This is a genomic window from Bacillus tequilensis (assembly GCF_012225885.1).
In the GTDB taxonomy this organism is placed as follows: domain Bacteria; phylum Bacillota; class Bacilli; order Bacillales; family Bacillaceae; genus Bacillus; species Bacillus tequilensis.
Map to the genome: position 1 here is coordinate 2,219,624 of NZ_CP048852.1, position 21,720 is coordinate 2,241,343.

24 protein-coding genes are annotated in these 21,720 nt (G+C 44.2%); 1 reads left to right on the forward strand and 23 read right to left on the reverse strand.

Features of this window, described 5'->3' with window-relative positions; genetic code table 11:
* Positions 1-137: 137 nt before the first annotated feature.
* The 14 genes from aspB to G4P54_RS11835 all read right to left on the reverse strand — a co-directional run bounded on the left by aspB (position 138) and on the right by G4P54_RS11835 (position 12,972).
* A complete protein-coding gene (aspB, locus tag G4P54_RS11770; RefSeq protein ID WP_167872749.1) occupies positions 138-1,319 on the reverse strand; it encodes an aspartate transaminase AspB in 1,182 nt (393 codons plus the stop codon).
* Between the two features lie 22 nt (positions 1,320-1,341).
* Positions 1,342-1,827, reverse strand: a complete 486-nt coding sequence (gene tseB / locus G4P54_RS11775; RefSeq protein WP_167872750.1) for a cell wall elongation/penicillin-binding protein regulator TseB — start codon at positions 1,825-1,827, stop codon at positions 1,342-1,344.
* Positions 1,828-1,835: 8 nt separating this feature from the next.
* Entirely contained in the window at positions 1,836-2,006 is a 171-nt protein-coding gene (locus tag G4P54_RS11780) for a YpmA family protein (protein ID WP_032682113.1), read from the reverse strand.
* 143 nt (positions 2,007-2,149) lie between these two features.
* Positions 2,150-4,945, reverse strand: coding sequence for an ATP-dependent DNA helicase DinG (dinG, locus tag G4P54_RS11785; protein ID WP_167872751.1), 2,796 nt, complete (start codon positions 4,943-4,945; stop codon positions 2,150-2,152).
* A gap of 128 nt (positions 4,946-5,073) precedes the next feature.
* Positions 5,074-5,457 (reverse strand): aspartate 1-decarboxylase, encoded by a 384-nt coding sequence (gene panD, locus G4P54_RS11790; RefSeq protein WP_167872752.1) that lies wholly within the window; start codon positions 5,455-5,457, stop codon positions 5,074-5,076.
* A 1-nt stretch (position 5,458) separates the two neighbouring features.
* The gene (gene panC, locus G4P54_RS11795; RefSeq protein WP_167872753.1) at positions 5,459-6,319 is read right to left on the reverse strand and encodes a pantoate--beta-alanine ligase; all 861 of its coding nucleotides are present in this window, start codon (positions 6,317-6,319) and stop codon (positions 5,459-5,461) included.
* Between the two features lies 1 nt (position 6,320).
* The gene (panB, locus tag G4P54_RS11800) at positions 6,321-7,154 is read right to left on the reverse strand and encodes a 3-methyl-2-oxobutanoate hydroxymethyltransferase (RefSeq protein WP_167872754.1); all 834 of its coding nucleotides are present in this window, start codon (positions 7,152-7,154) and stop codon (positions 6,321-6,323) included.
* Between the two features lie 245 nt (positions 7,155-7,399).
* The gene (locus G4P54_RS11805) at positions 7,400-8,377 is read right to left on the reverse strand and encodes a biotin--[acetyl-CoA-carboxylase] ligase (RefSeq protein WP_167872755.1); all 978 of its coding nucleotides are present in this window, start codon (positions 8,375-8,377) and stop codon (positions 7,400-7,402) included.
* Positions 8,362-9,555: a CCA tRNA nucleotidyltransferase gene (locus G4P54_RS11810; RefSeq protein ID WP_167872756.1), complete on the reverse strand. Its 1,194-nt coding sequence runs from the start codon at positions 9,553-9,555 to the stop codon at positions 8,362-8,364. The genes G4P54_RS11805 and G4P54_RS11810 overlap by 16 nt, the downstream gene beginning before the upstream one ends.
* Before the next feature lie 4 nt (positions 9,556-9,559).
* Positions 9,560-10,693, reverse strand: a complete 1,134-nt coding sequence (gene bshA, locus G4P54_RS11815; RefSeq protein WP_167872757.1) for an N-acetyl-alpha-D-glucosaminyl L-malate synthase BshA — start codon at positions 10,691-10,693, stop codon at positions 9,560-9,562.
* Complete coding sequence (gene bshB1 / locus G4P54_RS11820) at positions 10,690-11,400, reverse strand: bacillithiol biosynthesis deacetylase BshB1 (RefSeq protein WP_167872758.1); 711 nt, start codon at positions 11,398-11,400, stop codon at positions 10,690-10,692. The genes bshA and bshB1 overlap by 4 nt, the downstream gene beginning before the upstream one ends.
* Positions 11,393-11,806, reverse strand: coding sequence for a methylglyoxal synthase (mgsA, locus tag G4P54_RS11825; RefSeq protein WP_024715268.1), 414 nt, complete (start codon positions 11,804-11,806; stop codon positions 11,393-11,395). The genes bshB1 and mgsA overlap by 8 nt, the downstream gene beginning before the upstream one ends.
* 15 nt (positions 11,807-11,821) lie before the next feature.
* Positions 11,822-12,625 carry a 4-hydroxy-tetrahydrodipicolinate reductase gene (gene dapB, locus G4P54_RS11830; protein ID WP_167872759.1) on the reverse strand — a complete coding sequence of 268 codons (804 nt, stop codon included), beginning with the start codon at positions 12,623-12,625 and terminating at the stop codon, positions 11,822-11,824.
* A gap of 11 nt (positions 12,626-12,636) precedes the next feature.
* Positions 12,637-12,972 carry a nucleotide pyrophosphohydrolase gene (locus G4P54_RS11835; RefSeq protein WP_004398044.1) on the reverse strand — a complete coding sequence of 112 codons (336 nt, stop codon included), beginning with the start codon at positions 12,970-12,972 and terminating at the stop codon, positions 12,637-12,639.
* Between the two features lie 139 nt (positions 12,973-13,111).
* Here G4P54_RS11835 and G4P54_RS11840 point away from each other — a divergent pair, with 139 nt between their 5' ends.
* Positions 13,112-13,984, forward strand: a complete 873-nt coding sequence (locus G4P54_RS11840) for a YitT family protein (protein WP_024715266.1) — start codon at positions 13,112-13,114, stop codon at positions 13,982-13,984.
* Positions 13,985-14,023: 39 nt separating this feature from the next.
* Here the strand turns inward: G4P54_RS11840 and ypjB are convergent, their stop codons facing one another.
* From ypjB to aroA, 9 genes are all read right to left on the reverse strand, one after another.
* Complete coding sequence (gene ypjB / locus G4P54_RS11845) at positions 14,024-14,818, reverse strand: sporulation protein YpjB (protein ID WP_167872760.1); 795 nt, start codon at positions 14,816-14,818, stop codon at positions 14,024-14,026.
* 68 nt (positions 14,819-14,886) lie between these two features.
* Positions 14,887-15,480 carry a lipoprotein heptaprenylglyceryl N-acetyltransferase LhaT gene (gene lhaT / locus G4P54_RS11850; RefSeq protein WP_024715264.1) on the reverse strand — a complete coding sequence of 198 codons (594 nt, stop codon included), beginning with the start codon at positions 15,478-15,480 and terminating at the stop codon, positions 14,887-14,889.
* A gap of 109 nt (positions 15,481-15,589) precedes the next feature.
* Entirely contained in the window at positions 15,590-16,357 is a 768-nt protein-coding gene (locus G4P54_RS11855; protein ID WP_024715263.1) for a menaquinol-cytochrome c reductase cytochrome b/c subunit, read from the reverse strand.
* Positions 16,358-16,390: 33 nt separating this feature from the next.
* Positions 16,391-17,065 (reverse strand): menaquinol-cytochrome c reductase cytochrome b subunit, encoded by a 675-nt coding sequence (gene qcrB / locus G4P54_RS11860; protein ID WP_003225560.1) that lies wholly within the window; start codon positions 17,063-17,065, stop codon positions 16,391-16,393.
* 1 nt (position 17,066) lies between these two features.
* Complete coding sequence (locus G4P54_RS11865) at positions 17,067-17,570, reverse strand: Rieske (2Fe-2S) protein (RefSeq protein WP_004398062.1); 504 nt, start codon at positions 17,568-17,570, stop codon at positions 17,067-17,069.
* 142 nt (positions 17,571-17,712) lie between these two features.
* Positions 17,713-18,159, reverse strand: a complete 447-nt coding sequence (locus G4P54_RS11870) for a YpiF family protein (RefSeq protein WP_167872761.1) — start codon at positions 18,157-18,159, stop codon at positions 17,713-17,715.
* 53 nt (positions 18,160-18,212) lie between these two features.
* Positions 18,213-18,752: a ReoY family proteolytic degradation factor gene (locus tag G4P54_RS11875; RefSeq protein WP_024715261.1), complete on the reverse strand. Its 540-nt coding sequence runs from the start codon at positions 18,750-18,752 to the stop codon at positions 18,213-18,215.
* Positions 18,753-18,823: 71 nt separating this feature from the next.
* Complete coding sequence (locus G4P54_RS11880) at positions 18,824-20,095, reverse strand: tetratricopeptide repeat protein (protein WP_167872762.1); 1,272 nt, start codon at positions 20,093-20,095, stop codon at positions 18,824-18,826.
* A 331-nt stretch (positions 20,096-20,426) separates the two neighbouring features.
* Positions 20,427-21,713, reverse strand: coding sequence for a 3-phosphoshikimate 1-carboxyvinyltransferase (aroA, locus tag G4P54_RS11885; RefSeq protein WP_167872763.1), 1,287 nt, complete (start codon positions 21,711-21,713; stop codon positions 20,427-20,429).
* Positions 21,714-21,720 lie beyond the last annotated feature (7 nt).

The window sequence follows — 21,720 nt, forward strand, 5'->3', positions numbered from 1 at the left end:
TCCCTCCAAAACAAGAAAGACATTCGGAAGCTGATTGCCCCGCGAACTCTTTTATCATCACTTTATTATACCCGCTCTTAACTAACCGGGTCAATGCAGATAAAAAGCGGCTTTTCTGTCAGCCGCTTTTTGATCTGTTAGCTATGTTTTTCTACAAAATGTTTGATTCTTTCAACCGCTTTTTCAAGAAGATCTAACGATGTTGCGTAAGACAGACGAACATTATCAGGAGAGCCGAATCCAGATCCAGGAACAATCGCTACTTTTTCCTCCTCAAGAAGCGCTTTAACAAATTCATCTACATCTTTAAAACCGCATGATTGCGCAGCTTCTTTTGCATTCGGGAATAAGTAAAAAGCACCTTCCGGCTTCACACAGCTGAACCCCGGAATTTCAACGAGCTTAGCATAGATCGTGTTTAATCGATGTTCAAATGCTTTTCTCATTTCTTCCAGCGGCTCAGAAGGCCCGTTATAAGCAGCAATTGCTCCGTACTGGGCAATTGATGTCGGGTTTGACGTACTGTGGCTGGCGAGATTCGTCATCGCTTTAATGATGTCTTCAGCCCCAGCAGCATAACCGATTCTCCAGCCCGTCATGCTGTGCGACTTCGACACGCCGTTAATAATAACCGTCTGCTCTTTCAGTCTGTCAGAAAGCTGTGCGATGGAAACGTGTTTCTTTCCGCCGTATGTAAGTTTTTCATAAATTTCATCAGACACAATCAGGATGTCATGTTCAAGACACACTTCACCAAGCGCAGCCAGCTCTTCTTCCGTATACATGACACCAGTCGGGTTGCTCGGAGAGTTGATGACGATCGATTTTGTTTTTTCCGTGATCGCCTTTTTCAGCTGTGCAGGAGAAATTTTGAAATGATTTTCCTCAAGCCCTTCTACATAAACAGGTTTTCCGCCAGCGAGTTTCACCTGCTCTGGATAGCTGACCCAGTAAGGCGTTGGAATGATGACTTCATCTCCTTCATCCAAAACCACTTGGAAAAGGGTGTATAAAGCATGCTTGGCACCAGTGCAGACAATAATTTGAGACGGTTTGTATTCAATGTTCTGGTCACGTTTAAATTTCTCTGCAATGCTGTTTTTCAGTTCAGCCAGACCACCTGAAGGCGTGTACTTCGTATGGCCTTCGTTCATTGAACGCACAGCGGCATCAATAATGTGCTGCGGTGTATTGAAGTCAGGTTCGCCTGCTCCTAAGCCAATGACATCATGGCCTGCGGCTTTCAGTTCTTTCGCTTTCGCTGTGATTGCCAGTGTGGTAGATGGTGTTAATGCGGATACTCTTTTTGCCAGTTTCAACTTGAACTCCCCCTAATTCGTCTTAAGGCGTGATATTTTTGAGAATCTTTCCAGTTGTAAAGTCCACATAACTTAAACTGTATTGCCCTTCTTTGTCTAAGTACGTCACTTCCCAAAGCAGAACATTTCCTTCTCTTCCCAGGTGAACCTCTTTTTGCTTTGAAACCAGCCCTTCATCCTGTATGATCTTCGCCGCTTTGCCTTCTGAAATTCCCTCTTTAGCTTCTTTTGAGAGAATTTTTGCTTTTTTATCATCAGGAACCCATACATATAATGCAGTGCCTTTTTTATCCGTTCCTTTTACGACATAATATTTTTCTTTTCCGACAAATGTTTCGACTTGATCAACGTTGGCGAGGTCCGTTTCTTTTTTAGCTTCAGCAGCTGCTGCATCGTGCCCCTCTTCCTTTTGTGCCAGGGCTGATTTATAAATGTTTGCCGAGACAAGAAGTACTGCTAAAAAAATAATACCAAAAATGACGGTAAATATTAATGCTTTTTTTCTCATCTTCTCACCTACGTACGATAAATGGTAAAAATGGCTTGGTTTTTGTTTTCTTCATCCAGCGCAAGACCGAACATCAAATTGTCTCGTTTTAACGTTCGATTCAGTGTGTCTACAATTTTATACAGGTCATCAGAATGCTCTACAGTAATTGTCGAAAGTATTTCGATTTTGCTTTCCATTTTTTCATCCTCCAGTTTGAACAAATATTGTTAGTCATACTCCATTTCAGGACACGCCATACTAGTATCACAGAGCGGCAAAACCGCTTTTTAAATAAAACACCATCCTACTCCCACACCGCAAAAGCCGCTTTATGCGGCTTTTATTCATTTTTCTCTGAAACGTAGGCAAAAAGCTCGCTGTCAGTCATTTCAGATACGGAGGCTGTCGGCAGGGCATCCAGAAACAATCGGCCGTATCCAGCCGTTTTAACCCTTCTGTCCAATATGACAATCGTCCCTTTGTCCCCGGCTGTCCGCAGCAAGCGGCCGATTCCTTGTCTGAAGGTCAGTACAGCTTCTGGAAGTGATACGGTTTGAAACGGATTCCGCCCCTTTTTGCGGGCTAGCTCACATTTTGCAGCATGAAGCGGGTGATCAGGAGACCGGAATGGAAGCCTCACGATCATGACTGTTGTCAGCTCGTCACCAGGGAAATCAACGCCTTCCCAAAAGTGATTTGTACCAAGCAAGATGGCCTGATTCGATGCTTTAAAAGTTTTCATCAGTTTGCCGGGACTTCCGCCTGTAATTCCTTGCGCCAAGAGCTGAATGCCGGAAGCGCTCATCCCGTGCTTTAGCTCCTGATGAACTTTTTTCAGCATATCATGGGATGTTAACAGCACAAGGATTTTGGGCTGTTTTTCCTTTGCCATCAGTTCGATATAACGGGCCGTATCCTGTATAAATTCAATTTCCCCCGTATCTTGAATGGATTTCATTTCTTTCGGAATGATCACACGCATGCGCTCATCGTAGGAAAAAGGCGACTTAATTCTCATGGTGCGCGGGAAAAAGTCACCAAGTCCCAGTCGCTCAATCATAAATTGGAATGAATCTTCAACTGTAAGAGTTGCAGATGTTAGCACCACACTGTTTTTGCGCGCGAAAAACTGATCAGCCAGAAGTTCACCGGGTTCAAGCGGCTGAGCGTAAATGGCCACCGCATTTTTTGCTCCCTTTGCGTCTATTTCAATCCAAACAGCTTCGTCATCATCAGACTCAAAGAACAGCTTCTGCAACGTCTGACAGTACTGCTGCAAGCCTTTCATGCTTCTTTGATATTCATCGGCCAAAAAGACACTTTTGCTCTTCATACCGGTCAGATGTTTTTCCATCAGGGCAGACTGTGCCTCAAAAAGCTGATGTACATGTGTCAGCATGGAACAAAGCCTCTCCGCTCCATCCATTAAAATCGGCCAGCTTTTATCCTGACTGTCTTTGTTCACCTTAAAAACTAGACGGTTTAAGTCTTCTTTAGGTTTTCTTCGTTTGACAAAAGAATGCACTGAGCTGAAGAAAGCATCACTTTCTGCTAGAATGTGCTGAATCCATTCTTCTGCTTCGAAAAAGGAATCAACCGGCAGGCTGTTTCGCTGGAATAGCTGCCTCATCTTTTTTAGAAGACCTTGTTCTTTCAGAGTGCCAATTCTGCTCAAAGTAGCATGCAATTCTATGTATGTGGCTCGTTTTCCTAAATGCTCGCTTGCAGCCCGGTCAAAATGATGTGCTTCATCGATAATAAATGTGCCGCTATCAGGGAGCCTTTTTTTCTGGCTGCCTTCATCAGTCAGTAAAAGAGAATGGTTGGTGACCACCAAATCGGAACGCATGGCAATCTGCTTTGCCCGCTCATAAAAGCCTGTCACATTTTCATTGCGGCTTCTTTTATTGGAGTTATCGTCATAAGCCAACCTGTCCCACAGCAACTTTCCGCCTGAAGGCAAATTCAGTTCAGCTACATCCCCTGTGTTTGTCTCTGTCAGCCAAACGAGAAGCTGTGCTTTTGTCAGTACGGCATCATAATTATCATCATCTTCATGAAGCACCTGCTCGAATTTATACAGGCATAAATAATGCGATTGCCCTTTTAAAATCGCCGCTGTTACCGGGAATGGAAACAGATCTTGGACAATCGGCAAATCCTTTGTCAGAATCTGCTGCTGTAAAAGCGTTGAATACGTACTGATAATGACCGGCTTTCTTGTTTTCTTAGCAAAAAGCGCAGCCGGAATAAGGTAGCCAATCGTTTTTCCGATTCCCGGAGGAGCTTCAATCAAGGCATGCTCACGATTGTCAAACGCTTCAGCGACCTCTTTCATCATCATCATTTGGCCGTCTCTCTTTTCATACCCAGGCATTAGCTCTGACAGCGCTTTTTCATTTCCAGCTTCCCAACTTTCGATCTCAAATGAGAAGTTCACGTCTTCACTAATGTGTTCATCGATTGCTTCAGGTTCTCTGACAGAAAAGGAAGAGAAGCGCGCATAGCCCGGTATCTCGGTATGTCTGTTTTCATAAATGAACATATCCAACATATGTGTCAGATCACTGATAAAATGCTGGGAAAGCCTCCTTAACTGCTTTAATGTCGGATAAGGAAGCTGTCTCAGCTTTTCAAGGATTTTCAAAAAAATAAGCCCGGTCACTTCAGCATCGCTGTCAGCCCGATGCGGCTGGTCATGCCGCAGCTGAAGCTCCTCGCTTAATTCGGTCAGTTTATACCCTTCAAATCCCGGAAACACAATCCGGGAGAGCTCAACAGTATCCAGCACTTCACAATCCGGGAGCTGAAAGCCCGCCTTATGTAGCTCATACTTGACAAATCCGAGGTCAAAATGGATATTATGGGCGACAAAATAGGCGCCATCAAGCAGATGGAACACTTCTTCAGCGACTGCTTCAAACGGCTGCTCATGCGCTACCATTTGATTAGAAATTCCAGTAAGCTGCTCAATAAAAGCAGGAATGGGTTTATTTGGATTGATGTATTTTGAAAACCGCTCAGTAATTTGTCCATTTTCAATTACAACCGCTGCGATTTGTATGATTTTATCGCCTTTCTTCGGCGAATTCCCTGTTGTTTCTACATCTATAACAACGAACCGTTGCTTATTCATTAAAATGGACACCTCAATTCTTGCATACGACAAAAGTGTAACACGTTTTGAACGGAAATGGAGCGGCAAAACCGTTTTACTCTCAAAATCTTAAAAGAAAACCCCCGATAAAGGGGGGGCTTTTTCTTTTACAAAATTGTGCGGGCTGGTTCGTTGCCCAGCATTTGTTCAATTTTGTTTCGATCATCCAGAACAGCCACTTTTGGCTCGTGGCTTGCCGCTTCTTGATCAGACATCATTTTGTAGGAAATAATAATGACCTTATCTCCTTCCTGTACAAGGCGTGCGGCTGCACCGTTTAAGCAGATGACGCCGCTTCCGCGTTTACCAGGAATAATATACGTTTCAAGACGTGCTCCATTATTATTATTCACAATTTGCACTTTTTCATTAGGGAGCATTCCAACCGCATCAATGAGATCTTCATCAATTGTAATGCTTCCTACGTAATTCAGGTTCGCTTCCGTAACGGTTGCCCTGTGAAGCTTGCCGCTCATCATCGTGCGATACATATTATATTCTCTCCATTTCTCGAATATCAATAATGATATTATCTATTAAACGCGATTTTGAAAAAGCAACTGCAACAGCCAGAATTAACTTTCCTTCCATTTTGTTCACAGGCTCGAGTTCCGGATAGGAATAAAGCTCCACATAGTCAATCATGCCGCTTGTCGACTGAATCATTTCTTTCACAGCCTTTATCACCGCTTCAGGGTCTCTTTCCCCGGCTCTGATCAGCTCCGCACCGGCTTGAAGGGCCCGGTACAGCTGAGGAGCTTCTTTCCTCTCCTCAGCTGTTAAATATACATTGCGGGAGCTTTTGGCTAAGCCGTCTTCCTCCCTGACTGTATCGACTGCAACCAATTCAATATCCATGAAGAAATCGCTGATTAAGCCATCGACAACCGCAACCTGCTGTGCATCCTTTAAACCGAAGTAGGCACGGGTCGGCTTCACAAGGTTGAACAGCTTCGTCAATACGATTGCAACCCCGTCAAAGTGTCCTTCTCTTGAGCGTCCGCATAAAACATCTGTGCGTCTTTCGACATGAATCGTGACATTCTTTTTGCCAGAATACATATCATGAGCATCAGGCGTAAAAAGAATATCGACTCCGGCATTTTCTGCGAGGACCGCGTCCCGCTCTATATCCCGAGGGTATGCTTCAAAATCTTCATTAGGACCGAATTGCGCGGGATTGACAAAAACACTCATAACAACGGCGTCATTTTCTTGTCTTGCTTTGTCTGCCAGTGTTAGATGCCCCTCATGCAAAAATCCCATTGTCGGAACAAATCCAATTGACTTCCCCTCTGACTGATACTGTCTTATGGCTTCTTTCAGCTGTGAAATATCTGTAATCTGTCTCATCTTATTTTCCTCCGTACAAGCCGTCAAGCACTGCCTGATTCATTTGAAAGGAATGCTTCTGTTCAGGGAAAGCACGATGTCTTACATCATGGACATATCCGCTGATTGCTGTTTCGATTGTTTCGTCAATTTGCGTATATTGCTTTACAAATTTAGGTGTTCTCTCTACACCGTGTCCGATAATATCATGATAAACGAGAACTTGTCCGTCCGCATTCACACCAGCCCCGATTCCGATGACCGGTATGCTTAGCAGCTCGGTAATTTTTTTTGTGAGTTCCGCAGGCACACATTCCAGCACAAGCATCATTGCTCCTGCTTCTTCGCATTTTTTACTGTCTTCTATTAATTTTTTGGCGCTTTGTTCGTCTTTGCCCTGTACTTTATAACCGCCCAACACACCGACTGACTGCGGTGTCAGGCCTAAGTGACTGACTACCGGAATGCCTCCGAGCGTCAATGAGCGAATGGATTCAAATACGCCTTCTCCTCCTTCAAGCTTCAGTGCGTCAGCTCCGCTTTCCTGAACGATAGCGGCTGCATTTTTCAGTGTATCTTCCTTGGACAGGTGATAGGACATAAACGGCATGTCCGTTACAATAAATGTATTCGGCGCGCCCCTTTTCACCGCTTTTGTATGATGAATCATATCTGCAACTGTCACACCGACAGTTGAATCAAGGCCGAGAACGACCATCCCGAGTGAATCACCGACTAAAATCATGTCGACTCCCGCTTGTTCAGCAAGCTTAGCTGCCGGGTAATCATAAGCGGTCAGCATGACGATCGGTTCTTCAGTCTCCTTCATGTTTAGAAAATCGAGTTTTGTTTTCATGTTTTCTCCTCCTCATATTTAGAGGAGATGAGCTGCCGTTTTCTTCTGCAAGCCAAAAAACCTTCCGTTACAACGAGAAGGATTCTTCACTTTCTAAAGTTCGGCGAGTTTCATCCCTCTGTCCCAGTCCTTTTTTGGATCAAGGCAGACTGCTGCAATGTCTATCTATTTTAATAATAGGTGCAGTTCGCAGGCGATACTGCCCAATGGAAGTATACCAAAATCAACGGGCATGTACCAACACATTAACCCAATTCGATATCGGCAGAATAGATTTTTTTCATGCCCTCCTTCGTTTCTAAAAGAAGAACACCTTCATCATCTATACCTAACGCCTTCCCGTAAAACGTTCCGTTTAACGTTCTGGCCCTCATATTCGTGCCGATGCCCAGCGCATAGCTTTCCCACAAAAGCTTAATCGGCGTAAAACCGTGCGTCATATAATCCCGGTACCGTTTTTCAAAGCAAAGTAAAATATGCTGAATAACGCCGGCCCTGTCAATTTTTTCTCCGGCAGCTTGGCTGAGGCTTGTCGCGATGTTCTTTAGTTCATCTGGAAAATCATCCGGCTGCTGATTAACATTAATGCCAATTCCGATGATAATCGAACGTACGCGGTCTTCCTCGGCCTGCATTTCTGTTAAGATGCCGACTGTTTTTTTTCCGTTTATCAAAATATCATTAGGCCATTTAATATCCGTTTGGATGCCTGCTGACTCTTCAATTCCCTGCACAACAGCTACTGCAGCAAGCAGTGTCAGCTGCGGTGTTTTTTGGAGCGGAATGTCAGGGCGTAAGATCAGGCTCATCCAAATGCCGTTCCCCTCTTGAGAATGCCATACTCTTGACATTCTCCCCCTGCCTGCTGTTTGTTTGTCAGCCACTACGAGAGTGCCTTCCGGTGCGTTATCATTCGCAAGCTCATGCGCTGTTTTTTGTGTGCTTGAAATAACGTCATGGTAAATTAGATTCTGGCCCATCATTTCCGTTTTCAGTCCGAAGCGAATTTCGCTTTCACTGAGCTTTCCGGGTTTTTTGACAAGCCGATATCCTTTTCTTCTGACGGCTTCTACTTCATAGCCCTCTTTCCGAAGCTCTTCAATATGTTTCCATACTGCAGTTCTGGAACAGCCGAGGGCATCACTGATCTTTTGGCCGGAAATAAATTCACGTCCGGCCTGAGAAAATAATTCAATTAGGTCTTTTCTTAATGTTGACCGCATCTCTTCAGCCACTCCTCTATGTATTTCTTTTGATTGGAGAGCTTTCCCGTCACAACAGCGTGCTCGATCCGCTGTAATTCTTCCGACACCCATTTTCCGGCGGGCCGGTTTCGCAGCGCAAGCAAATCCTTGCCCGTGATATCAAGATCCTTAAGGCTTTTGATCGGGAGGCTTTGATAAGCGTTTTGAATGTCCTTCAGCTTTTCTTCATCCAGTTTACCGTTTTGCCGAAGCTGCGATATTTTGACCGCCGAGAGCAGTGACTTTTCTCCAGCTTTATACATCGTCATCACGTTAAGGTTCTGCTTAAACGTATGGACAATATGAATCGCTTCCTTCATCACTTTTCCCGGGAGCTTCCATGTTTTCAGGAAAAGCGGCGCATCTTTTGTATTTATGTCAAGATCTATTAGAAGCGCAGCCCACAACTCCTCTCGGGAGGGTAAAGCGGAAAACGGAAACTTGCTCGCCGCCATCAGGTTCTCTCGTTTATGATAAAAACCGGGCAGCTCCTCATACAGCCCTGTTTGAATGAGGGTTTGAAGCGCCTGGCGTGATGCTCTTCCCTGCAGCAGCTTCTCGAACTCTATTGTTTTTCGTTCAACTGAAACATGGGATAGGAGTGATTTTTCTTGCGTGATGGCTTCTTCTGTTTGTGGTGATAGCGTGAAGCCGAGCTGGCTCATAAAGCGTATAGCTCTCAGCATGCGAAGCGCATCTTCTTGAAATCTGTCCTCGGGTTTTCCGACGGTTCGAATCAGCTTCTGATCAATATCTTTCTTGCCGCCGAAATAATCAAGCACCTTCCCATCCGCTGTCATAGCCATCGCATTAATCGTCAAATCCCTGCGTTTTAAATCCTCTTCTAAAGATGTGATAAATTGCACGTCTGACGGCCTTCTATAATCTTCATACTCTGATTCAGTACGGAACGTCGTGACTTCATAGGTTTCATCTTCCCAGAGCACAATAATCGTCCCATGCTCTTTGCCTACATCAACCGTCCGCTGAAACAGCCGTTCTACTTGATCGGGTGCCGCATCAGTCGCGATATCGACATCCCCGATCGCTCGTTTCATATAGCTGTCACGAACTGCGCCTCCAACAAAATAAGCCTGATGTCCCGCTTCGATTAAGGTATGGAGCACGGGAAGCGCTTTGATAAAAACTTGTTCCATGTGATCACTCCGGTTCTGCTAAATCGGCATAAATCTGTTCATACTGGCTGACAATTTTTCGGGAAGAAAATGCATTTTTGAGCATCTCCATTGCCGCCTCTGTAAACCTCTTACTCAGCTGTTCATCTTCTAAAATACTCATCGCTCGGGCTGTTGCAGTTGCAACATCGCCGACATCCACCAAAAATCCGCTCACATTGTTCTTAATAACCTCCGGGATACCGCCAATGTTTGTTCCGATACAAGGCACCCCGCAAGCCATCGCTTCTAGCAGAACAAGACCGAAGCTCTCCTTTTCAGACAGCAGCAGCTTTAGATCGCTAATAGAATAAAGCTCCTCAACACGATCTTGATTTCCAAGCATTAAGACTTGGTTTTCCAATCCATATTTTCTGACAAGCTCACAAGCTGTCGATTTTTCCGGACCGTCTCCGACTAAAAGCAGCTTCGCTTTTGTTTTCCCGGCGATATTGCGGAACACACGGATGACATCCTGCACACGTTTGACCTTTCTGAAGTTGGACACATGGATGACAACTTTTTCGTCTGGTAAAACCCCATGTTTCTCTTTAATCGCCGCTGTGTTTTTCTTCAGATACACGCGCTCATCTATAAAGTTATAAATCGTTTCGATTTTTTTCTTAGGTTTAATTAAATCGTATGTTTCAGCTGCAAGCGCTGAAGAAACAGCTGTCACCCTATCTGATGACTCGATGGCAAAACGGATAAGATCTTTTAGAGATGGGTCATAGCCTAACACCGTGATATCTGTGCCGTGTAATGTGGTGACAATGCCGATATTGCGCTTTAGCATCTGTTTGGCAAGATAGGCGCAAACCGCATGCGGGAGAGCATAATGCGCATGGATAATGTCTAAATTCTCCCGTTCAGCCACCTCCGCGATTTTGCTAGCCAATGTCAAATCATATGGCGGATATTTAAAAACAGCATATTGATTAACCTCAACTTCATGAAAATGAATATTGGGATGATATGTATTCAGTCTAAACGGAATGCTTGACGTGATGAAATGGATTTCATGTCCCTTTTCAGCAAGCTGCTTCCCCAGTTCTGTCGCAATGATACCTGAGCCTCCGACGCTCGGATAGCATGTGATCCCTATTTTTAGTTTTTTCATTGTTCGCCCCCAAGCACATCATGTTCAAGCATCAGCATTCTTCTGGAGAAGAAACCCTCGGCATACTCCACTCCCGCTTCTTTGCCATAAAGCTTTTCTCTCGCTTCAACGATCTCGATATAGCCATTCGTCAGAGGAGTTGAAACTGAATCCTCAGACGGTACAAACTGACTTTTATAGGCGTTGAGGCTTTGTTTTTTGGCTTCTATTGTTTCCGAAATATCAATCACAAAATCAGGCTGATGAAAACCATTTATCATATAATAATAAACTTTGCTTACTTTATGCGCGGGAAGGTTTTTTTCGTCTTTATATTTATGAATACCCGCGGAAAAAATCGCTTCTTCCACCAATGCGGCCGCATTTCCGTGATCCGGATGGCGGTCCTTTTTATACGGCATAAAGACTGCTTTTGGCCGGCAGGTTCTGATGACACTGACAATCGTCCGAATGGCCTGATCACTCATCATCAGTCCGCGGTCTGGAAGCGTCAGCTGGATTCTTTTTTCTGCACCTAATATACTGGCTGCTTCAGCTGCTTCTTCTTTACGTAAGCTGACCGTTCCGTTTGAAGAAAGTTCCGCTTCGGTTAAATCGCATATCATTACTTTTTTTCCCTGTTTGACAAACTTCGCGATTGTGCCGCCCATTCCGATCTCGACATCATCACTGTGGGCGCCAAAAGCAAGAACGTCAGTATTATACATTCGGCTCTTTCCCCCGTAGCAGGTTGCGAAATTCGAAAACACCTTCATCAAGTGTACGGACAAGAATCTCCGCAGTACCCATATTTGTGGCGAGCGGAATGGAATACACATCACATAACCGGATTAATGCCGAGACATCCGGTTCATGCGGCTGCGCGGTCAGCGGGTCACGCAAAAAGATGACAAGATCGAGTGCATTGGCCGCGACCAATGCTCCGATTTGCTGGTCTCCCCCTAAAGGGCCTGATTGAAAACGTTCAATTTGAAGACCTGTCGCCTCTTGAATTTTCAATCCTGTTGTACCGGTTGCGTATAGATCATGATGACTCAAAATATCCCGATAGGCAGTCGTAAATTGAACCATATCTTGTTTTTTCTTGTCATGTGCGATCAAAGCAATTTTCATCATTCATCCCCCTGTCTAATCAATGATATTTTCTAACCCGTACACAAGCTGATCAATCTTCATGACTTGTTCGACTGACAGTTTAACACCTGACATGAAAGAAGCCCTGTTATAGGAATCATGGCGGATCTGAAGCGTTTGGCCATCCATGCCGAACATGACTTCCTGATGTGCGATCAGTCCCGGAAGACGGACGCTGTGCAAGCGGATACCGTTTTGCTCTGCTCCTCTCGCTCCTGGGAGGATTTCTTTTTCATCCGGATGTCCTTGCTTCTTTTCTTTGCGGACTTCTGAAATCATTTCCGCTGTTTTAAGCGCCGTTCCGCTTGGTGCATCAAGCTTCTTGTCATGGTGAAGCTCAATAATCTCAACATCCTCAAAGTAGTTGGCGGCCATTTTCGAAAATTTCATCATCAGCACCGCACCAAGCGCAAAGTTTGGAGCAATGATGGCTCCGATACCCTTCTCTTCTGTTAAAGACGTGAGCTCATTTAAGTCAGCTTCTGAAAATCCGGTTGTTCCGACAACTGGACGAACTCCGTGCTCTAATGCCATTTTTGTATGTACTTTTCCGATTTCAGGCGTCGTTAAATCAATTAAGACATCCGGCTGTGTTTCTGTAAAACAGGCACGGATATCTGTGTAAATAAGAGCATCTGACTCAACAGACATCACATCGGATAATTTTTGCTGGTCGTATGTATGGTCGATGGCCCCGACAAGGTGAAAATGAGGTGTTCTTTCCGCCAATTTAACAGCTTCCTGCCCCATTCTTCCACGCGGTCCTGCAATGACTACTTTAATTGTTTCGTTTGACATCTAGATCTCCTCTACTTTCCTTCTTCTTTTCTGGTCCAGCGGTCTTTATCTCTCGTATTAAATTTATGCATGACTCGATCGTGGGCTTCCTCTAAAGAGATATCTAGAGAGTTGGCTAAACAAACTAATACAAACAGCACATCGCCCATTTCCTCTTCCATGCTTTTATCATCTTCAGTCGCTTTTTTTGGTTTTTCTCCATAGCGGTGATTTACTTCTCTGGCAAGCTCGCCCAGTTCTTCGGTCAGTCTCGCCATCATGGCTAGCGGGCTGAAATATCCTTCTTTAAATTGGCCGATGTAACGGTCTACTTCAGCCTGTATATCTTTCATTGTTTTATCACTCACTGAACGAAACCTCCTATCATCCTCTTACATGTTAGCTAATTCAGATACGTTTGACAAATGTTTAAGCACGTTTGCTGTTTTCTTTTTCATCCACTATAATATAAACGCTATCTAATGGAAGGAAAAGGGGTTTTGTGTGATGCTTGGAGAAATTAGATTAAAAAACATATGTTTTATTTTAATCGGAGCGGCGATTTTTTCATTTGGCTTGGTTCATTTCAATATGCAGAACAATTTGGCTGAGGGCGGTTTTACAGGTATTACACTTTTGCTTTATGCCCTTTTCCATATCAGCCCCTCTATCTCGAACCTGGTGCTGAATATTCCGATCTTTTTTATCGGCTGGCGTTTGCTTGGCAGGACAATGTTTGTTTACACCCTTGTGGGCACTGTAGCCTTGTCTCTGTTCCTCAGCATTTTCCAGCGATATGAAATACATATGCCTCTTCAGCACGACCTAGCGCTCGCTGCTTTATTTGCCGGCGTATTTATCGGAGCCGGATTAGGCATTATTTTTAAATTTGGCGGTACGACAGGCGGAGTAGACATCATCGCCCGTTTAGTTAATAAATATTTCGGGATTCCGATGGGCAGAACGATGTTTGCTTTCGATGCCTGTGTCATCGTTTTGTCCTTGCTGACTTATCTCTCATATAAGGAAGCGATGTATACCTTGGTGGCTGTATTTGTGGCTGCAAGATTAATTGATTTTATCCAGGAAGGCGGATACGCAGCTAAAGGCGCTACAATCATCTCTTCGAAAAACGACCTGATTCAGAAAAAAATTCTTGAAGAAATGGAACGGGGCGTCACCATTTTGAAAGGACAAGGTTCCTATACAAAAGAGGACATAGATGTGCTTTATTGTGTTGTGCCGAAAAACGAACTGGTGATGCTGAAAAGTGTGATTAACTCCGTTGATCCTCATGCCTTTGTAGCGGTAAGCGATGTCCATGATGTGCTCGGAGAAGGATTTACGCTTGACGAAAATAAAAATCCGCTTCCGCGTTGAATTCAATAGAAAAAAGGCGGCTGCCGCCGCCCCTCATACTTATTTAGGGTAGTCCCGTTTTTTCAGCTTGTTTTTCTCCGCTTTGTACTTTCTGTATCCGACATAGGTGAGAGCTGTAATGATGATACCGCCGGTTGTGATGATCACCCAGAGCAAAGACGGATCGGCATCATCCTCCTCCGCTCTGTCAAATACATTTTTCAGATCATGCTGAAGAAGAGAAAGCCGTTCAAGCTTCGTGCTTTCGGTCATTTGCTGAAATTCCTCTTGCTCAATAACCCCTATATGTTTCCCGACCGTTTCAAGCTGATCTTCTGCTACATCGATTGTAAGACTGGGGTAAATCAAATCATATAAACTGATAAATTCGTTCCATTTTTCATGAAAGCTCGTGCTTTCATTCTTTTGTACATCCTGCTTCAGTTCAGCAAAGGCCTCCATAATCGGTTTTTCCAGTGAGCTCCAAAGCGGATCAGACCGATTGTCAACGGCATCCATCAGCATTCTGAATTGTGCGGCCGCTCTGAGTTTTTGTGTATCTGAAGTATCAGCCTGCTTTAAACTCCGTACCATATCGTTATAGCCCAGCGTGATTTGACGAATTTGGGCTCCCGTTAGCATAGGGGCTTGCTGTTTTTTCTCAGTCGATTTTAATGTTTTTTCAAAATAAGCAAGGACTTGCAGCGCCTCTTCGTATTTCGACTGACGGGTCATTTGAAAGACTGTATCGGATAAGTCGTTCAATTCTTCGAGGCTTCCCCGCTCTGCAGCCTTGGCATTTCCATTATAAAAAATAAGAGCAATCAACAGACAGATCGTCAGCTTTCGTTTCATGCAGGTCCCTCCCACTCTCTCTCCTTACAGAATATGAAGAAAGGGACAAGGATAGACCAACATTGTCTTTACATCAGCTCTAGCTTTGTTTGCTTTTTCGAGACCACAAGGAAGTAAGCAAGCCCGATTGAAAAGATGCTCAGCCAAAATGTTCCGTACCCTATATCAGTCATATAATCAGAAAGCATAGAGTACTGCGGCATCATCTTAAACAAATAATCAATGGCATCGTTATGCAGCGTCCAAACCGCAGCAATGGCAAGATGCCAAAATGAAAAACGAAAATACGGACTGTACAATACGCCTTGGACTGCCATTGCAAAATGCGAGGCAATCAGCATGTATCCTTCCCACGGCAAGTCACCTGTTACAGCCAGCACAAGAAAATTCATGGCAACCGCCCATAGGCCGTACTTTACGAGGGTGACCAGCGCAAGCGCCTCAAAAAGCGGAGCGTTCCGTTTCAGGATAAAGGCGAGCAGCACAAACAGAAAGAAAAATGTTGCTGTCGGACTGTCCGGAACAAAAATCAGGAATCGGGCCGGTGTCTCCAGAAGCTGCGGCAAGTACCAATAGTAACCGTAAACCGTCCCCAGAAAATTGACAGCTAAGACAAGAATAAGTATCGGCCGCTGTCCTAATACATATTGAAACCATTTCACATCAAATCAACTCTCAGTCTGTAAAAGAATGTGTCCATATAAAAAAGCTGACGCCGGGTCAGCTTTTGATAATAAAAGTATATCCTTCCATTTCACAATTCACAATACGCTATTTTGCGGTTGTTTCAGAAATGAATTTCGCCAGTTCTTCAAGCTGCTTATCATTCCCTTTAAACACACCCGCCGGCATTTTGCCTTTCCCTTCAACAGCGATTTTTTTGATTTCATCGGGTTTCAGGCCGCTGTCAACCAATGAAGGCCCGGCTGCTCCTCCTTGGAGGTTATCCCCATGGCAAGAAATACAGCCCTGCTCCTTAAAAACCTTATAGCCTTCTGCGCTGGTGTCAATGTCGGCTTCTTTTGTGATTTTCCCTTGCTCCTCTGCTTTAGCCCAGTCGTGAGTAGCAACTGACTGCCACGTTAAAAATACAGCAGCAGAAAGGGCCAGAAGCATCATTCCAACAGCAACAGGGCGTTTCCAAGGCCTTCTTTCTGTTCCTCTGTCAAGGAATGGCGCCAAAAGCAGCGCGCCAAAAGCGAGTCCCGGCATAATCATGGCGCCGACCACTGTAAAGCTTCCAGCGGCATATTCATACTTCAACAGCTGGTATAAGAAAAGAAAATACCAATCCGGCAGCGGAATATAACCAGTATCCGTCGGGTCCGCCATCCGCTCCAAAGGCGGCTGATGCACAATCGTCAAAACAAGAAAACCGATTAGAAAGACAGCGCCGACCATCCATTCCTTCAATAAGAAATTTGGCCAGAAAGCTTCTGTTTTACCCGGATACTCCGAATAATCCTTCGGTATATTCGGCTTTTTTTCAGCCGGTATCCTTGAATCGCCTACAAATTTCATCCCTTTGCCCCGGTGCATGTCATCCCCTCCTTTTTTTCGCAGATCAAGAGTTTAAAGCGGTCCTGAAATCCCCTGCTTCCGGATCATGATAAAATGTGCAGCCATCAGCCCGAACAATGCAGCCGGAAGAAAGAATACATGGATCGCAAAAAACCTGGTCAGCGTTTGGGCGCCTACTATATCCGGATGCCCCGCAAGGAGTGTTTTGACTTGCGTCCCGATCAAAGGCGTGGCTTCAGCGATCTGCAGCCCGACTTTTGTTGCAAACAGAGCCTTCATGTCCCAAGGAAGCAGATAGCCTGTAAAGCCAAGCCCGAGCATGACAAAAAAGATCAAGACACCCACAATCCAGTTCAGCTCACGCGGCTTTTTATACGCTCCTTGGAAAAAGACCCTCAGCGTATGTAAAAACATCATCACAATGACCAGGCTCGCACCCCAGTGGTGCATTCCTCTCACAATCTGGCCAAACGCCACTTCATTTTGCAAATAATATACTGATTCCCAAGCATTTTTGATATCAGGCACATAATACATCGTTAAAAACATTCCAGATAACACTTGGATAACGGTTACAAAAAACGTCAGTCCCCCAAAGCAATACACAAATGCAGAGAAATGATGGGCGGGATTTACATGTTCCGGTACTTCGTGATCGGCAATATCCCTCCACATCGGTGTAATATCAAGCCGCTCATCTACCCAGTCATAAATTTTGTTCAGCATGTCACCCTTCCCCCTTAGGCTTTGCTTTTCCGAGATACAGGAATCCGTCTTTTACTTCTTGCTCATAATGATCAAGAGGCGAAAGCGGCGGCGTGCCCGGGACATTGGTGCCGTCTTTTTCATAGAGTCCGTAATGGCATGGACAAAAGAATTTATTCGGATTTTTAGGATCGCTGTTCCAGTTCACCGTACACCCTAAATGCTTACAAATTGGAGAAAGCGCTACAATTTCATCCCCGTTTTTGAAGACCCAGGCTGATCTTGACTCTTCTGACTCATACCAGGCATCGACTTGATTTATTTTGAAATCAAAGCGCTGCGGCTCTTTTGTCAGCTCATCTACGCTGACAACCTGAACCATGTCCTGTTTCCCTGTCGATTTTAATACCGGGTCGAGTGCAAAGCGAACCATAGGCATGAGCATACTAGCCGCCATAAACCCCCCTACGCCTGTGAGCGTATAATTCAAAAATTGACGTCTGGATATATCATGTTTACCGCCCATCTCTTCTCCCCCCTCTAGGTCACCCCTGCAAACTGACTAAAATAGAAAATATTGCAATACCTTTAGACACCCTCATAATATATGAATCTCTCAGCAAGGTCAATATAGCCAAAATATTGTTCATAAGGAAATGTAAGTGTTTTTATGAAACGTTCCACAACTGTAACAAAACGTTCAAAATTTCCGCAGTGCGTTCATCCAATATTTTTCTTTTCAAGGAGTCATTTAAATGCTCCAACGGAACAGACGGGGCAACAATGATTTTGCCCAATGCCTCCTCTCCATTCCAACTTTCGTCAGATGTGAGCAGCACCACATGCGAAAATTCTGATAGAAGTTCTTCCCGCAAATCCTTTAGTCCTTGAACGGTTTTTTCATTTCTATCAACATATGTATAAGGGGGCAGTAAATATACCCGTCCCTTTAACTGCCTTTCCAGTTCTTCTGACAGAAGCTGTGTGAATTCGCCTTTCTCCGCAGCCATTTGGAAATGGACACCTACTTTTACACCAATTAATGGAATGACAGCGGTATCAATGTAATCTTTAGCTTGTAAATAGTCCTTGGCATCAGTGATTCTCCACTTCATCGTTCTCCCCCTTATGACAACAAGCCTTGCAATACGCTGCAAGGCTGGTCAAATTATGTGAGCTGATTCAATTGGCGTGATAATTGTTCAAATGCTTCTTTATCATGACGATCTAACGCGTCGTCAATGTCTTTTAATAATTTTTCTCTTTGGAATGTGGAGATAGCGTGCTCCAAAATTTGTTCAGCCAACCCCTGATCTTTTTTGTTCTCAAAGAGATTCTTCGGAATATGAGGGTTGGATTCCAGCACTGCCGCATATTCAGGTGAACTGTAAGCTGAACGGAAATTAAGCTGGATAAACAAATCCTGCTGTTTATTTAATCTAATATCATGAAAAGATTTTTCCGCGTCGGTTGTCATGATATTCTCTTTATAGAACCGAAACGGAACTTCTTCAACACAGTGTGTTGACATGATAATGCCTCTCGGGCAAAACTCAGCTTGTTCCACAAAATGAACCTTCTCCATGAGAGAATCATGGCTCATTAAGTAGTTCAAGATCCAAACGCACTCTCGGCGCTTTAACTGATAATGGTTTAAAAACCAGCGGATAAAATCCTTTTTCTCATTGACAGAAACAGGGGTCTGCATGTAATTCCCTCCTCTATCGTTCGTATAATCTATATACTTATATGTTCCACATGAATGGTGAATATTCCTGCTTATCTAGAAAATTCATCCTCGATTCGCAAAATCGTTTCTTCCAGCTCTTCATTGGCGCCGTCCATTTCCACAACCTTTTTCAAAAGTGGCAGCGCTTCTTTTTGGAGGCCTTCTTCTAATAGGAAGCTTGAGTATTCATATAAGAAATCTCTATCCTCCCGGTAATGAAGATAGGCAGCTTCAAAGGATTGTTTCGCTTCCTCGTATTGCTCTAATTCAGTATACGCGCTCGCAAGATACCAATTGTATTTCGGATCCTCTTCTCCGTAGCCGCGCACCTCTTGAATAAGATCAATAATCTGTTCATAATCCTCTTCTTTATGGTACACAGCAAGAAGTGTATGAAGCGCCTCGACGAAGCCCGGATCAAGCGCAAGCGCCTCTTGAAGCAGCTTTTTCCCCTCTTCTGACTTCCCGATTTTCAAGGCCATTTTTGCGGCATAGAGGAAAAGCTCTTTGTTATATTCATCATATCTGATACCCTCTTTTGCCGTTTTTAATGCCTCTTCATACATTCCTTCAGCTTCATAGCTTTTCGAGAGCGGCATGTAAAGTGAGGAATAAGATGGATCAAGCTCTTTTAAATCAGACAGCTGCTTAATAGCTGTTTTCATAAGCCCTGCCTGTAAAGCTGTAAATCCATAGCCAAAAATCGTATTAGGCTCAGGATTCTCTTCAACAGCTTTCTCGTACCACGAAATGGCATCCTCAAATTCACCTGAGGCACTTAACGATTCGGCCAGTCTCTGATAGACATTAACGCCTCCAATCTCACTCTGCTCCTCAGCCGTTGTTTTGAAATATTGAACCGCTTTTGCATAGGCTCCCTGTGTAAAGTAAAGTTCTCCCAATGCAAAATCAATAACTGGTTCATTGTTCAGAATGGACTTTGCTTGCAAAAGCTTTTGTTCACTGACTTCAAATAATCCTTGCATCTGATAAAGATCCGCCATAAGCAGCAAACTTTCCGGATACGATGGATCTGTTTCCGGGATGGTTTCCAGCACAGCTAGGGCCTTTTCTTCTTCGTCAATATCTATTAAAAGTTCAGCGTAAAAATTCGTCAGTTCTGTTTCATCTGGATATAAATCATGTAAATCACTGATGAGTGAAATCGCTTTTTCTACATTACCCCACTCGTAATAAAGCTGGGCTGCAATGGCTTTATCTTCATCATGGAGCTGATGTTCAGCCTTCGAGAGCGTGTTGAGACCTTTTTCTGTTTCGCCTGCTTCAACTAATTTTATGGCTTCTTGAATCAATGTATTCAAATCGGACCGGTCCTTTCTTTTCCTATACAACACAACCATACAAAAAGCTTTATTTGTTCGGTTTAATCCTATCATAATTCAGACGAATGCCCCCGGCAAATAAGATGCTTGCTGTACGGCGGGGAATTATTGAGTGATATAAGTTTACCAAAAGAAAACGAAAAAAAGAAGATCGCCCTCTGTACAGTAAAGCAGCTTTGATCTGCCATCTTGTAAGTAAAGCGCATCCCCCCTTTTCGTTTTTCTTTTTCCTCTATAAGACAAGCTATGTTTTTTGACCACGGCTTATGACTCTCACAATCACTCCGCAAAAAAAACCTGAAGCAAAACTTCAGGATTTTTTTGAAAGCTTATTTAAATGCTCAAAGAAAGTTGGATAAGAAACGTGAATGGCATCTGCCTGTTCAATTTCAATTGGCTCCACTGTTATACTGGAAGCAATGCCAAGCATCATGCCGATCCGATGATCTCCATGGCTGGACACTGTTCCGCCGCCTTTCAATGTCTGTTTGCCGTATATCTTCATTCCATCTTCTGTCGGTTCAATCTCAGCACCCAGCTTACGAAGCTCGGAAACCACGGTATCAATGCGGTTTGTTTCTTTGACTTTAAGCTCTGCTGCATCCTTGATCACAGTGGTTCCTTCCGCCTGAGTCGCAAGAAGCGCGATGATAGGAATTTCATCAATTAAACGCGGAATGATGTCTCCTCCGATTTCAACAGCTTTTAGAGATGACGTTTCTATGACCAAATCTCCGTAAGGCTCTGCACTGCTGTCAGCAGACGGTTTGATTTCAAGTTTCGCCCTCATGTTTTGAAGGACGTCAATGATACCTGTCCGAGTCGGATTTAACCCTACGTTTTTCAATACAATGCTGCTGTTCGGTACCATTGCACCCGCAGCAAGGAAAAACGCTGCTGAAGAAATATCTCCCGGAACAAAAATATCTGCAGCTGTCAGGTTCTGGCCGCCTGTAATGGACACGCTCGTTTGATCTTCACAAAGTTCAACACCAAAAGCAGAAAGCATCCGTTCAGTATGGTCCCGAGATTTATGAGGCTCTGTGACAGTTGTTGTGCCCTCAGCCTGTAAACCGGCCAGCAAAACAGCAGATTTAATTTGTGCGCTCGCGACAGGTGATACATAATCAATCCCTTTAAGAGAAGATCCACTTACGGACAGCGGCGTAAATTCTCCCCCTGCTCTGCCGTCGATTTTAGCACCCATTTGCTTCAAAGGCTCAGTCACACGTTTCATTGGACGCTTGGCAATGCTCTCATCTCCGGCTACCGCACTGTAAAAAGGACGTCCCGCCAAAATGCCGAGCATCAGGCGAATCGTTGTCCCTGAATTCCCGACATCTAAAAGGCTTGCTGGCTCGCTCAGGGAATTGATTCCTTTTCCGTAAATCACCACATCGCTTCCGTTTTGCTCAATTTGAACACCCATTTTTCTAAAGCAATCGATCGTGCTCAAACAATCCGCTCCCGGCAGAAAGTTTTTCACAGTTGTTGTACCTTTCGCCAGCGCGCCAAACATGACGGAGCGGTGTGAAATGGATTTATCACCGGGAATGTGTATTTCTCCGTTTAAGGCATGCACCTTTTCTCTTTTCATTATTTTC